The 13047-nt window shown below is 70.0% G+C and carries 13 protein-coding genes; 12 read left to right on the top strand and 1 reads right to left on the bottom strand.

The genetic code is table 11. The annotated features are described in order from the left end of the window. Positions 1-33: 33 nt before the first annotated feature. The 5 genes from ACWDUD_RS12375 to mutM all read left to right on the top strand — a co-directional run bounded on the left by ACWDUD_RS12375 (position 34) and on the right by mutM (position 3374). Positions 34-792: a DivIVA domain-containing protein gene (locus ACWDUD_RS12375; RefSeq protein ID WP_450109508.1), complete on the top strand. Its 759-nt coding sequence runs from the start codon at positions 34-36 to the stop codon at positions 790-792. A gap of 107 nt (positions 793-899) precedes the next feature. Then, positions 900-1514 (top strand): YceD family protein, encoded by a 615-nt coding sequence (locus tag ACWDUD_RS12380; protein WP_450109509.1) that lies wholly within the window; start codon positions 900-902, stop codon positions 1512-1514. 2 nt (positions 1515-1516) lie between these two features. Further along, complete coding sequence (gene rpmF, locus ACWDUD_RS12385; protein ID WP_003939052.1) at positions 1517-1699, top strand: 50S ribosomal protein L32; 183 nt, start codon at positions 1517-1519, stop codon at positions 1697-1699. 28 nt (positions 1700-1727) lie between these two features. Next, the gene (gene rnc / locus ACWDUD_RS12390) at positions 1728-2501 is read left to right on the top strand and encodes a ribonuclease III (protein WP_197256191.1); all 774 of its coding nucleotides are present in this window, start codon (positions 1728-1730) and stop codon (positions 2499-2501) included. A 6-nt stretch (positions 2502-2507) separates the two neighbouring features. After that, complete coding sequence (gene mutM, locus ACWDUD_RS12395; protein WP_248673531.1) at positions 2508-3374, top strand: bifunctional DNA-formamidopyrimidine glycosylase/DNA-(apurinic or apyrimidinic site) lyase; 867 nt, start codon at positions 2508-2510, stop codon at positions 3372-3374. 20 nt (positions 3375-3394) lie between these two features. Here mutM and ACWDUD_RS12400 read toward each other — a convergent pair whose 3' ends face one another. Continuing rightward, positions 3395-3751 carry a hypothetical protein gene (locus tag ACWDUD_RS12400; protein ID WP_450109510.1) on the bottom strand — a complete coding sequence of 119 codons (357 nt, stop codon included), beginning with the start codon at positions 3749-3751 and terminating at the stop codon, positions 3395-3397. Between the two features lie 261 nt (positions 3752-4012). Between ACWDUD_RS12400 and ACWDUD_RS12405 the strand changes: the two genes are divergently transcribed. The 7 genes from ACWDUD_RS12405 (at position 4013) to ACWDUD_RS12435 (ending at position 12988) form a co-directional block, all read left to right on the top strand. Next, positions 4013-4450: an OsmC family protein gene (locus ACWDUD_RS12405; protein ID WP_197256146.1), complete on the top strand. Its 438-nt coding sequence runs from the start codon at positions 4013-4015 to the stop codon at positions 4448-4450. A 34-nt stretch (positions 4451-4484) separates the two neighbouring features. Then, complete coding sequence (locus ACWDUD_RS12410) at positions 4485-5405, top strand: SMP-30/gluconolactonase/LRE family protein (protein WP_450109511.1); 921 nt, start codon at positions 4485-4487, stop codon at positions 5403-5405. Positions 5406-5422: 17 nt separating this feature from the next. Further along, complete coding sequence (locus tag ACWDUD_RS12415; protein WP_450109512.1) at positions 5423-5716, top strand: acylphosphatase; 294 nt, start codon at positions 5423-5425, stop codon at positions 5714-5716. Positions 5717-5738: 22 nt separating this feature from the next. Further along, complete coding sequence (smc, locus tag ACWDUD_RS12420) at positions 5739-9419, top strand: chromosome segregation protein SMC (protein ID WP_450109513.1); 3681 nt, start codon at positions 5739-5741, stop codon at positions 9417-9419. Between the two features lie 31 nt (positions 9420-9450). Further along, positions 9451-11016, top strand: coding sequence for a signal recognition particle-docking protein FtsY (gene ftsY, locus ACWDUD_RS12425; RefSeq protein ID WP_450109514.1), 1566 nt, complete (start codon positions 9451-9453; stop codon positions 11014-11016). A gap of 275 nt (positions 11017-11291) precedes the next feature. Continuing rightward, positions 11292-12599 (top strand): ammonium transporter, encoded by a 1308-nt coding sequence (locus ACWDUD_RS12430; RefSeq protein ID WP_450109515.1) that lies wholly within the window; start codon positions 11292-11294, stop codon positions 12597-12599. A gap of 50 nt (positions 12600-12649) precedes the next feature. After that, a complete protein-coding gene (locus ACWDUD_RS12435; protein WP_068160495.1) occupies positions 12650-12988 on the top strand; it encodes a P-II family nitrogen regulator in 339 nt (112 codons plus the stop codon). Positions 12989-13047 lie beyond the last annotated feature (59 nt).

Genomic DNA, 13047 nt, shown 5'->3' on the forward strand with positions numbered 1-13047 from the left:
ACCGGCCGGACCGGACGAGGAATGGGGTTGGGCGTGTATCGGGTTTTCGAGGCACTCGACGAACTTGTCGCGATCGTCGAGGAAGCACGTGGTGTGCCGATGACCGTGAGTTGCGTGGTCCCGCGAGGGGACGTTCTCGAACTCCTCGACGACGTACGGGACGCGCTGCCCCGCGAGCTGGACGACGCGCAGGACGTCCTCGACCACCGTGACCGTCTGGTCGGCGACGCGCGGGCCCTGGCGGACAAGACCGTCGGCGACGCCGACGAAGAGGCGCGGGAACTGCTCGAGCGGGCCCGGGCGGACGCCGACCGCATGCTCGCCGACGCGAAGGCCCAGGCCGACCGGATGGTGCAGGAGGCGCGGGCACACGCCGACGAACTGGTCCAGGACGCGCGCGCCGAAGCCGACGACACCGTCGCCGAGGCCAAGCGGCAGTACGAGGCCCTCACCGGCCGGGCCCGGGCCGAGGCGGACCGCATGATCGAGTCCGGGAAGGCGTCCTACGAGCGGGCCGTCGCGGACGGTGAAGCCGAGCAGGCACGGCTGGTGTCCCAGACCGAGGTCGTGCAGGCGGCGCACGCCGAGTCGGCGCGGGTGATCGACAGCGCCCACGCGGAGTCGGACCGGTTGCGCACCGAATGCGACGAGTACGTCGACGGCAAACTCGCCGATTTCGAGGAGATCCTCAACACGACGCTTCGCTCGGTCGGGCGGGGCCGGCAGCAGTTGCGCACCGCCGGGGCCCCGGACTACGCGGAGGCGGACTGGCGCGCCGAACGCCGCCGCTGAACTCGCGCACCGGGCGGATTTCCCTGTGGCGCGCCGCGTCGCGTACCATTGAGGGGTTGCCCAGTACAACTGACGGCTTCGTGCCGTCGATCCGAAAGCGAGTTGCCGTGTCTTCCCGTCATCACAGTGCGTCTCGTCCCGCCCGGGACGAGGGTCTTGTGCTGGACGTGATCTCTCTCGGCCGTCGCCCGGGCTCGATGCGAACGGTGAGCCGGGTCGTCCCGTCGCCCTCGCGTATCGGTCTCGACCTCGTCGCGATCGAAGAGGGCACGGATGTGGAACTCGATCTGCGGCTCGAGGCGGTGTCGGAGGGCGTGCTCGTGACGGGCACCGTCCGCGCCGAGACCGTCGGCGAGTGCTCGCGGTGCCTCGAGCCGTTCACCGGCTCGGTTGGCCTGTATCTCACGGAGTTGTTCGCCTACCCGAACAGCGTCACGGAACAGACCACCGAGGAGGACGAGGTCTACCGGATGGTGGACGACGAGATCGACCTGGAGCCGGTCATCGTCGACGCCGTCGGACTGGAGCTTCCGCTGCGGCCGTTGTGTAGCGACGACTGCGCGGGACTGTGCCCGGAATGCGGCATTCGCCTGGCGATTGCGGAATCCGGGCACGGGCATGAAATAATCGATCCTCGCTGGGCTGGGTTGGCAGCTGCCATCGGCGCAGGATCCGAAGAACCCAGCAGTGCACCTGACAGCAAGAACAACGAGGAGAAGTAGACGTGGCCGTCCCCAAGCGCAGAATGTCGCGTTCCAACACCCGGTCGCGGCGCAGCCAGTGGAACACCACTGCGCCGACCCTCGTCACCTGCCCGAACCGCGGCTGTGGCGAGAAGAAGCTGCCTCACGTGGCGTGCCCGTCGTGCGGCACGTACAACGGCCGTCAGGTGACCGCTGCCGTCTGATTCGGTAGGCATCGTGGCGAACAAGTCGATGAATACACCGTCCGTGGGCGGCGAGGAGGATCACGCATCTCTCCTCGCCGCCCTCGGCGTGACACTGGACCCCGAACTGCTGCGGCTGGCGCTCACGCACCGGTCGTACGCCTACGAGAACGGGGGACTGCCGACCAACGAGCGCCTCGAGTTCCTCGGCGACGCGGTTCTCGGCCTCACCGTCACGGAAAAGCTCTACCTCACGCACCCGGACCGGTCCGAGGGCGAACTCGCCAAGATCCGTGCGAGCGTGGTGAACATGCACGCGCTCGCGGAGGTCGCCCGTGGTCTCGGCGAGGGTGGTCTCGGTGTGCACCTGTTGCTGGGCAAGGGTGAGGAACTGACCGGCGGCCGCGACAAGGCCAGCATTCTCGCCGACGGCATGGAATCGCTGCTCGGCGCAGTCCATCTCGAACACGGCATCGACGTCGCGCGCAGCGTCGTGCTCCGGTTGTTCGCCGATCTCCTCGAGCGCGGTCCGCGGCTCGGAGCCGGACTGGACTGGAAGACCAGCCTGCAGGAACTCACCGCCGAACGCGGTGTGGGTGTCCCCGTCTACGAGATCTCCGCGACGGGCCCGGACCACGACAAGGAATTCACGGCGACGGTGCTCGTCGCCGGTTCTCCGTACGGCGTCGGCGTCGGTCGCACCAAGAAGGAAGCCGAGCAGAAGGCGGCGGCCGCGGCGTGGCAGGCGCTGACCGACGGCGCGACCTCCGATGCCGGCGACGCGGTCGCCGGGAACGACGAGACCGACACCGAACAGAACTGATCCGCGGTGCCCGAACTCCCCGAGGTCGAGGTGGTCCGCCGTGGTCTGCACGAGCATGTGCTCGGTGCGGCGATCGAATCCGTGCAGGTGCTGCATCCGCGTGCGGTGCGCCGGCACGAACCCGGTCCGCGCGATCTCGCGCTCCAGCTGACCGGGCAGACGCTCGTCGACGTGCAGCGACGCGGCAAGTATCTCTGGCTGGTGCTCGAGCCCGCCGACATGGCGCTCGTCGTGCATCTGGGCATGAGCGGTCAGATGCTCGTGCAGCCGCCGTCCGTCGCCGACGAGAAGCACCTGCGCATCCGCGCCGTGCTGGACAACGGCGCGGATCTGCGGTTCGTGGACCAGCGGACCTTCGGCGGCTGGGCGCTCGCCCCGCTCGTGGAGGTCGACGGCGACCTGCTGCCGGTGCCGGTGGCGCACATCGCCCGCGACCCCATGGATCCCCGATTCGACGCCGACGCGGTCGTGAAGGTCCTGCGGGACAAGCACACCGAGATCAAGCGCGCGCTGCTCGACCAGACCGTCGTCTCCGGTGTCGGCAACATCTACGCGGACGAATCCTTGTGGCGGGCAAAGCTTCACGGAAACCGGATCACCGACACGTTGTCGCGGCCCAAGCTGAAGGCGGTGCTGGCGGCGGCGCATGAGGTGATGGGGGAGGCACTCGCGCAGGGCGGTACGTCGTTCGACGCGCTCTACGTCAACGTCAACGGTGAATCCGGCTATTTCGACCGTTCCCTGGACGTGTACGGCCAGGAGAACCGGCCGTGCTCGCGGTGCGGCTCCGCGATCCGCCGCGAGAAGTTCATGAACCGCTCGTCCTACAGTTGCCCCAAGTGCCAGCCCCGCCCGCGGGTTCGTCGAATCTGACGTACCGCGGCTGCGCTGCGTCACTCATCGGAAGCGTCGGAAGAACCGGACCCGGGTTCCGAATCCTGTCCGTCACCGGTGTCGACGTCGTCCCCGGCTTCCGACGGCGTGGGCTCCGTCGGCCGGACGAGTTCCTCGGCATAGGGGGCGCGCGGCGGCGCGATCTCGTCGAGCCGCTCGTTGATCGCGTGCGCCAGCAGATCGTGCTGCAGCGACGACAACGGTGCCAGACCGCTCAGATACGCGTCGATCTCGATCTTGCCGGCGTCGCCGCCGAGGCCGAAGTAGCGCAGCCAGAGTTCTTCGAGGGACAGTCCGGTGGCGCGCACCGCGGCCAGGAACCGGCGCCGATGTTCACCGTCGGACAGGTACCTCATTCTCGCTCCTCGGTTCGCGACCCGGGCGACGGACGCGATGACGGCACAGCGCCGTAGGACGTCCGGCCCCAGGGTTCCCTTCCCGGCGCACGCCGAATCCGCTGCTCGGTGCCTGTCGCAGAAGCGCAACATCCCGCTGGTGCCCGTGGCCACGGAAATCGTCGCCGCCGGATCCCGCCTCGACCCGTTCCGGTGTCCTCGATCGGACTCCGACGGTCCTCGGTGACGGTGCCGTCGGTGCGCCGTGGCAGGATTCGAGCCATGGCTGACCAGACTCCCGACACCCCGCCCACCGAACTGTGGGTCGAGCGCACCGGCACCCGCCGCTACACGGGACGCAGCTCGCGCGGCGCCGAAGTGCTCATCGGCTCCGAGACCGTCGAGGGTGTGTTCACCCCCGGTGAGCTGTTGAAGATCGCGCTTGCCGCCTGCTCCGGCATGAGCTCCGACTTCCCGCTGTCGCGCCGGCTCGGCGACGACTACGAGGCCACCATCAAGGTCTCCGGCCCCGCGGACCGGGAGAACGAGGTGTACCCGCACCTCGAGGAGGAGATGATCCTCGACCTGTCCGAACTCGACGCCGACGCGCAGCAGCGCCTGCTCACGCTGGTCGAGCGGTCCGTCGACAAGGTGTGCACCGTCGGCCGTACCCTCAAGTCCGGCACGAAGGTGAGCCTGACGATCACCGCGGACTCGTGATCGGTCGCAGGCAGTAGCTCGGAGGGGGGAGCAGATGGGGAACAACGAGATACGGATCGCGGTCGGGGCTGCGGCCGTGACCGTCCTCCTGGGAACGGTCGCGGTGCCGTCGGCGACCGCCGAACCGGCAGCCTGCGCACCGCGCACCGTCACCACGGTGACGTCCGCACTCGGGGTGCTCGAGAATCTGGCATTCGACGGGCGCGGTGGGCTGCTCGTCTCCGACGGCACCCTCGCCGGCGACGGCGCGCTGCGGCGGGTCGCACCCGACGGCACGGTCGACACGGTCCTGGACGACGTCACCGGGCCGGGCGGCATCGTCGTCGACGGCGCCACCGCCTACCTGAACGTCGGCAACACCACCGCGGCCGGGCTCGCCGACACGCCCGACGGCACCATCGACGCCGTCGACCTGGACACCGGCGAACGCCGCACCGTCGCGACCGGACTGGTCATGCCGAACGGTCTCGGTGTGCTCCACGACGGTTCGTTCCTCACGTCGCGCGACCTGGGCGCGGTGGGCCTGTCCCACGTTCCGGCCGGAGGTGGCGAGGGCGCCGTGCTGCGGACCGACCTCGGCTCTGTCAACGGCATCGAGGTCGACGGCGAGACCGTCTACACCGTCACCACGTTCGAAGGCGTCAACCGGCTGCACGTCCTCGACGCCGGCGACCTCACCGGGCCGGTGCGCAGCATCGACCTGCCCGGACCCGGCCTGCTGCAGGCACCGGACGACCTGACGCTCGGACCGGACGGCGCGCTGTACATCGCCCTGAACCTGGCCGGCGCGATCCTGCGCGTCGACCCGGAGACCGGGGAGACCTGCCGCGTCGCGGAGGGCATCCCGCTCGTCTCGTCGGTCGCGTTCGGCGCAGGACCGGGCTGGGATCCGAACACCATCTACACCACCGGTTTCGACGGCACCGTCCGCGCCGCACGCCCCGCGGCCGGATAGAGGAAGAGGAGGCAACCGTGACCACCCCTGCATCCGGCTCGGCCGAACGTCTGACCGCGTGGGTGCACGGACGCGTGCAGGGTGTGGGCTTCCGGTGGTTCACCCGGGCCCGGGCCCTCGAACTCGGTCTCGTCGGGCACGCCACCAACCACCCGGACGGCCGGGTGCTCGTCATCGCGGAAGGACCGCGTCCCGCACTCGAACGCCTCCTCGCGTGGCTGCGTTCCGGGCAGACCCCCGGCGAGGTGCGGCTCGTCGTCGAATCGTGGGAACCGGCACGCGGAGATCTGACCGGATTCGTCGAGCGGTAGCGCGCAGGTAGGGTTTTTCCTCATGTATTTGAAGAGTCTGACGCTCAAGGGCTTCAAGTCCTTCGCGTCCGCGACGACTCTGCGTTTCGAACCCGGCATCACCTGTGTCGTCGGACCCAACGGCTCCGGAAAGTCGAACGTGGTCGACGCCCTGACCTGGGTGATGGGGGAGCAGGGCGCCAAGGCGCTGCGCGGCGGCAAGATGCAGGACGTCATCTTCGCCGGCACCGCCGGCCGCCCGCCGCTGGGCCGCGCCGAGGTCACCTTGACCATCGACAACAGCGACGGCGCGCTGCCCATCGAATACTCCGAGGTGTCCGTCACCCGCCGCATGTTCCGCGACGGTGCCGGCGAGTACGAGATCAACGGCACCTCGTGCCGCCTCATGGACGTGCAGGAACTGCTCTCCGACTCGGGCATCGGCCGCGAGATGCACGTCATCGTCGGGCAGGGCCGGCTCTCCGCGATCCTCGAGTCGCGTCCCGAGGACCGGCGTGCCTTCGTCGAGGAGGCCGCCGGGGTCCTCAAGCACCGCCGCCGCAAGGAGAAGGCGGTCCGCAAGCTCGACGCGATGCAGGCGAACCTCGCGCGCCTGACCGACCTGACCGCGGAGCTGCGCCGCCAGCTCAAACCGCTCGGACGTCAGGCCGAGGTCGCGCGGCGCGCCCAGACCATCCAGGCGGACCTGCGCGACGCGCGGCTCCGGCTGGCCGCCGACGATCTGGTCACCCGGCGTGCCGAGTTCGCCGGACAGGACGAGCAGGAACGCATCGTCCGTGAACGCCTCGACCACGTCCTGGCCGCGCTGGACGAGGCGAACGCCGAACTCGCCCGGCACGAGCAGGCCGTGGCGCGCCTGACCCCGGGCGCCGAAGCGGCCTCCCAGACCTGGTTCCGGTTGTCCGCGCTCGCCGAACGGCTCGGGGCGACCGTGCGCATCGCACAGGAACGGGCCCGCCACCTCGACGAAGCCCCGGTCGCCCGGTCCGGGCAGGACCCCGACGAGATGGAGGCCCGCGCCGACCGCATCGCGGAAGAGGAGGCCGAACTCCTCGAGGCCGTCGAGATCGCCCACGGCACCCTCGAGGCCGCCCGGGAACAGCTCGCCGTGCAGGAGGAGGCGGCCGCCACCGCGGAACGGGCGCATCTGGCTGCGGTGCGTGCCGTCGCCGACCGCCGCGAAGGCCTCGCCCGGCTGTCCGGCCAGGTCGACACGATGCGCACCCGCGCCGAATCGATCGACGCCGAAGTCGCGCGGCTGACCGTCGCCATCGAGGAGGCCCGGCTGCGCGGTGTCGCGGCGCAGGCCGAGTTCGAGACCGCGCAGGCCCGCATCGACGATCTCGACGCCGGGGAGATCGACGCCGACGCCCAGCACGAGCGCGCGCTCGAAGCGCTGCGCATCGCCGACGAACGCGTCAAGGAACTGCAGGACGCCGAGCGTGCCGCCGGTAAGGAGGTCGCGTCCCTCGGCGCGCGCATCGAAGCGCTGTCCATGGGCCTCGAACGCAAGGACGGCGCCGCCTGGCTCCTCGAACACCGACCCGACGCGGGTCTGCTCGGGCCGCTGGCGGAGCGGCTGCAGGTGGAACCCGGCTACGAGACCGCGGTCGCCGCGGCGCTGGGTCCGGCTGCCGACGCGGTCGCCGCCGAGTCGATCCAGTCCGCCCTCGCCGCGGTCGCCGCTCTCGATGCCGCCGATCAGGGTCGTGTCGCACTCGTCGCCGCCGGCGGTGCCGCCTCCGAGGACGGCGGTGATCTGCCGGCCGGTGCGCGGTGGGCACGCGACGTCGTCTCCTGCCCCGCCGACCTGCGCGGCGGCGTCGACGCACTGCTCGCACGCACCGTCGTCGTCGACGATCTCGCCGCCGCCACCGACCTGTGCGCCCGGCGTCCGGAGCTGCGTGCCGTCACCCGCGCCGGTGCCCTCGCCGGTGCCGGCTGGGTGCTCGGCGGCTCCGACCGCGCGCCCAGCACCCTCGAGATCCAGGCCGCGATCGAAACCTCCGAACGCGCACTCGAGCAGGCCGTTCGCCGCTCCGAGGACCTCGCCGCCGCGCTGGCCGGGGCGCTCGCCGAGCAGGCCTCGCGTGCCGAGATCGCCGAACAGACCCTCGCCGCGCTCAACGAGTCGGACGCCGAGATGTCCGCGGTGTACGAGCAGCTCGGCCGGCTCGGACAGGCCGCGCGCAACGCTCACGCCGAATCCGACCGGCTCGCCGCGCAGCGCGCCAAGGCGGAAGCGGAACGCGACGCGGCACGCGAGAAGTTCGTCGAACTCGAGGAACGCCTGCGCCGGGCCGAGAGCGAACAATCCGGCACCGGCGACGACACCGGCACCGATTCGACCGCGGCGGAACGCGAGGTCGCGGCCGCCGCGCTCGCCGAGGTCCGAGCTGTCGAGGTCGAAGCCCGGCTTGCGGCGCGCACCGCGGAGGAACGCGCCGAGGCCCTGCGCGGCAAGGCCGACTCGCTGCGTCGCGCCGCGCAGGCCGAACGTGAGGCCCGTGCCCGCGCCGAACGCGCGATGCGCGCCCGCAAGCAGGCCGCGGCCGTCGCCGCCGCGGTCGCGGAATCCGGTGCCCGGGTCGCGGCGCACCTGGACGAGGTGGTCGCCGCCGCGCTCGAGCACCGCGACACCCTCACCCGCCAGCGCGCCGAACGCACCGAGCAACTCGACCGCGTCAAGGAACTGGTCCGCGACCTGACGGCACAGCGCGACCAGCTCACCGACGCCGTGCACCGCGACGAGGTGGCCCGCGCGCAGGCGGCGCTGCGGATCGAACAACTCGAACAGACCATCCTCGAGCAGCACGGCATCGGCCTCGACGACCTCATCGCCGAGTACGGTCCCGACGTCCCGATGCCGCCGAGCCCGCTGGAGATCGCCGAGTACGAGCAGGCCCGCGAGCGCGGCGAACAGGTGGTCGCACCGCAGCCGGTCCCGTACGACCGGGCCACCCAGGAGCGCCGCGCCAAGCGGGCCGAGAAGGACCTGGCGACGCTCGGCAAGGTCAATCCGCTCGCTCTCGAGGAGTTCGCGGCGCTGGAGGAGCGCTACAACTTCCTGGCCACCCAGCTCGAGGACGTCAAGAACGCCCGCAAGGACCTGCTGTCGGTGGTCGCGGAGGTCGACGCGCGCATCCTGCAGGTGTTCACCGAGGCGTACGCCGACGTGGAACGCGAATTCGAGCAGGTCTTCGCGAAGCTGTTCCCCGGCGGTGAGGGCCGGCTGGTGCTCACCGACCCGTCGGACATGCTCACCACCGGTATCGAGGTCGAGGCGCGGCCACCGGGCAAGAAGGTCAAGCGCCTGTCGCTGCTGTCCGGTGGCGAGAAGTCCCTGACGGCGGTCGCGATGCTCGTGGCGATCTTCCGCGCCCGGCCGTCCCCGTTCTACGTCATGGACGAGGTGGAGGCCGCCCTCGACGACACGAACCTGCGTCGTCTGATCGGCCTGTTCGAACAGTTGCGGGAGAAGTCGCAGCTGATCGTGATCACGCATCAGAAGCCCACCATGGAGATCGCCGACGCGCTGTACGGCGTGAGCATGCGCGGCGACGGCATCACCCGGGTGATCTCACAGCGGCTGCGAGGTCGGGATGTCGGTGGTCAGGATGTGGGTGGTCAGGACGTGAACGGCACCAACACGGACGTCGCCGAGGAGCACGCCACGGGCGGTGATCTCGTTCCCCGCGCCTGAAACCCGCGGTGGGGCCTGACAGTATGGGTGCGTGAGTACCGCAGCCTGGATAATCATCGCGGCCGTCTTGGCGGTCGTCCTCGTCGCACTCGTCGTCGGTCTGACGCTGTACCGCAGGCGGCAGGTGTCGCTGACCTCGACGCCGACCAAGGAGATCGAGGCCGAACCCAAGGACCGATCCGGTGGGTACAAGGCCCAGAGCGGGTTCTCCTTCAGTCAGGGTTCGACCGCGACGGCGCCGAAACCCGTCGAACGGCCGGCGCCCGCACCGCGGCCGGAACCTCCGACGGTCAAGCTGCCGCAGGAGGTCACCGAGGCGCCGCCCGCTCCCAAGCCGGTCCCGGCGCCCGCGCCTGCGCCTGCGCCTGCGCCGGAAGAGGTCGCGGAGGAAGCACCCACCGAGGTAGCGCCCGCTCCCGAGGAAGCACCCGCCGAGGCCGTGACCGAGGCGCCGGTCGCGGAGACCGCCCCGGCCGAGACTGCCCCGGCCGAGACAGCGCCGACCGAGACTGCTCCGGCGGAGACCGTGCCGGAAACCGAGGTGGCCGCGCCGGAACCGGAAGTGGTCACGCCCGAGCCCGAGGTGATCGAGCCCGAGGTCGTGACCGCGCCGGAGACCGCCGTGCCGGAGACCGCCGCGCCGGAGACCGCCCCCGCACCCGCGATCGAGGAGATCGCTCCGACCGCCGGTCGCCTCGACCGGCTGCGTGGCCGGCTGGCCCGCTCCCAGTCGGCGATGGGCAAGAGCCTGCTCGGCCTGCTCGGCGGCGGCGACCTCGACGAGGACTCGTGGGAGGAGATCGAGGACACCCTCCTCATCGCCGACCTCGGTGCCGCGACCACCACCAAGATCGTCGAGCGACTGCGGCACGAGATGGCCGCGCGCAACGTGCGCACCGAGGCCGACGCGCGCGCGGTCCTGCGTGACGTGCTCGTCGACGAACTGCACCCCGAGCTGGATCGGTCCATCCGGGCGTTGCCACACGACGACCACCCGTCCATCCTGCTGGTCGTCGGTGTCAACGGCACCGGCAAGACCACCACGACCGGCAAGCTGGCGCGCGTGCTCGTCGCCGACGGGCGCCGCGTGCTCCTCGGTGCCGCCGACACGTTCCGTGCCGCCGCCGCCGATCAGCTGCAGACCTGGGCAGAGCGCGTCGGCGCCGAGGTGGTGCGCGGCAAGGAGGCCGGTGACCCCGCGGCCGTCGCGTTCGATTCCGTCTCCCGCGGCATCGAGAACGGGGTCGACGCCGTGCTCATCGACACCGCCGGGCGGCTCCACACCAAGACCGGTCTGATGGACGAACTCGGGAAGGTGAAGCGGGTCGTCGAGAAGAAGGCCGCGGTCGACGAGGTCCTGCTCGTGCTCGACGCGACGATCGGTCAGAACGGGCTCACGCAGGCCCGCGTGTTCGCGGAGGTCGTCGACATCACCGGTGTCGTCCTGACGAAACTCGACGGGACCGCCAAGGGTGGCATCGTCTTCCAGGTCCAGCACGAACTGGGTGTGCCGGTGAAGCTCGTGGGTCTCGGGGAGGGTGCCGACGACCTGGCGCCATTCGAACCGGGCGCCTTCGTGGACGCTCTGCTCGGCTGAGCGGACGCCCGCTCGTCGCAGTCGACGGCGAAAGGGAAGCCGCGCGACGATACGATCCGCATCCCCGGCAGGGGTGCGCGGAACCCGTGTCGCGCGCGGTTTTTCCCATTTTTCGGACGCTTCGGACGAAGAACGCAAACCGGGAAACAGAGAAGAAACACGAAGCGGGATCCCGTTCACTTCGTGGAAACAACACGGCGCTTCCACGGAAACATCTCGGCAGCAAGCTTTCCTCAATCACGCGCTGACCGGCGCGGTATCTAGGGAGGTTGCAAGTGGAGGAAGTGGTGAACACCGGCGACGCAGCATGGATGCTGATGGCGGCCTCGCTGGTGCTGCTGATGACACCGGGCTTGGCGTTCTTCTACGGCGGCATGTCGCGCGCCAAGTCGGTGCTGAACATGATGATGATGTCGTTCGGCGCCATGGCTGTGATCGGCGTGATCTACGTTCTGTGGGGCTGGTCGATGTCCTACGGCACCGAGAGTGTCGGCGGCATCTTCGCCAACCCGTTCGAATTCTTCGGTCTCCAGGGCGCGATCTACGACGAGGAGGGTGGATTCCTCCCCGGCCTCGGCGACTACCCGCAGATCATCGACATCGGTTTCCAGGTCACCTTCGCAATCATCACCACCGCGCTCATCTCCGGCGCTCTCGCCGAGCGCGTGAAGTTCGGAACGTGGCTCGCGTTCTCCGGCCTGTGGGTGACCTTCGCGTACTTCCCGCTCGCCCACATGGTGTGGGGTGGCGGCCTCCTGTCCGCTTCCGAGGACGGCATCGCCGCGAAGCTGTTCGGCACGGTCGACGACGGTGAAGGTGGCCTGACCGCCGCGGTCGCCCCGATCGACTTCGCCGGTGGCACCGTCGTGCACATCAACGCCGGTATGGCCGCTCTGGTTCTCGCCCTGGTCATCGGCAAGCGCGCCGGCTTCGGCACGGTCGCGATGCGTCCGCACAACCTGCCGTTCGTGATGCTCGGCGCCGCGCTCCTGTGGTTCGGATGGTTCGGCTTCAACGCCGGTTCCGCGTTCGCCGCCGACGGTGTCGCCGGCCTGGCCTGGGTCAACACCACCACCGCGACCGCTTCCGCGATCCTCGGCTGGCTCCTGACCGAGCGCATCCGGGACGGCAAGGCCACCAGCCTCGGTGCCGCCTCCGGTGCCGTCGCCGGTCTCGTCGCCATCACCCCCGCGGCCGGCGCGCTGAGCCCGGTCGGCTCCATCGCCCTCGGTGTCGTCGCCGGTGTGCTGTCCGCCCTCGCGGTCGGCCTGAAGTTCAAGTTCGGCTACGACGACTCGCTCGACGTCGTCGGCGTGCACCTGGTCTCCGGCCTGTGGGGCACCATCGGTATCGGCTTCCTCGCCACCGAGACCGGCCTGTTCTACGGCGGCGACTACAAGCAGCTGGTCGTGCAGATCGTGATCGCCCTGGTCGCCGTGGTGTTCACCGCCATCGTCACCGCCGTGATCGCATTCGCGCTCAAGCCGCTCGGCTGGCGTGTGTCGCCCGAGGAAGAGGCGCGCGGCATCGACGAGTCGGAGCACGCGGAATCCGCATACGACTTCGTCTCGGCGCTCCGGTGAGATAAGAAGACGAAGTAGCGGCACGGCAGAGACTTGGGAAGGAAGAGGAAATGAAGCTGATCACGGCAATTGTCAAACCGTTCACCCTCGAAGACGTGAAGGCGGGTCTCGAGCAGGCGGGCGTGCTTGGCATGACCGTCAGCGAGGTCCAGGGGTACGGACGCCAGAAGGGCCACACGGAGGTCTACCGCGGGGCCGAGTACTCGGTCGACTTCGTGCCCAAGGTGCGCGTCGAGGTCGTCGTCGACGACGCCGCCGTGGACAAGGTGGTCGAGACGATCGTCGAGGCCTCGCGGACCGGGAAGATCGGTGACGGAAAGGTCTGGGTCACCCCCGTCGAGTCGGTGATCCGAGTCCGCACCGGAGAACGAGGCACGGATGCACTCTGACCCCAAGGGGTCCGGAACGCGCGGCCCCGATCCCGCTGCTCGTGCAGCGGGTTCGGGGC

The sequence above is a fragment of the Rhodococcus sp. NPDC003382 genome, assembly GCF_053589135.1.

Excerpts from the sequence above, each read along its gene's own strand:
- ACWDUD_RS12410 (WP_450109511.1), top strand. The coding sequence starts at position 4,485 with ATGGGGAACAACGAGATACGGATCGCGGTCGGGGCTGCGGCCGTGACC.
- rnc (WP_197256191.1), top strand. The coding sequence starts at position 1,728 with ATGAATACACCGTCCGTGGGCGGCGAGGAGGATCACGCATCTCTCCTC.
- ACWDUD_RS12435 (WP_068160495.1), top strand. The coding sequence starts at position 12,650 with ATGAAGCTGATCACGGCAATTGTCAAACCGTTCACCCTCGAAGACGTG.
- ACWDUD_RS12405 (WP_197256146.1), top strand. The coding sequence starts at position 4,013 with ATGGCTGACCAGACTCCCGACACCCCGCCCACCGAACTGTGGGTCGAG.
- smc (WP_450109513.1), top strand. The coding sequence starts at position 5,739 with ATGTATTTGAAGAGTCTGACGCTCAAGGGCTTCAAGTCCTTCGCGTCC.
- ACWDUD_RS12400 (WP_450109510.1), bottom strand. The coding sequence starts at position 3,751 with ATGAGGTACCTGTCCGACGGTGAACATCGGCGCCGGTTCCTGGCCGCG.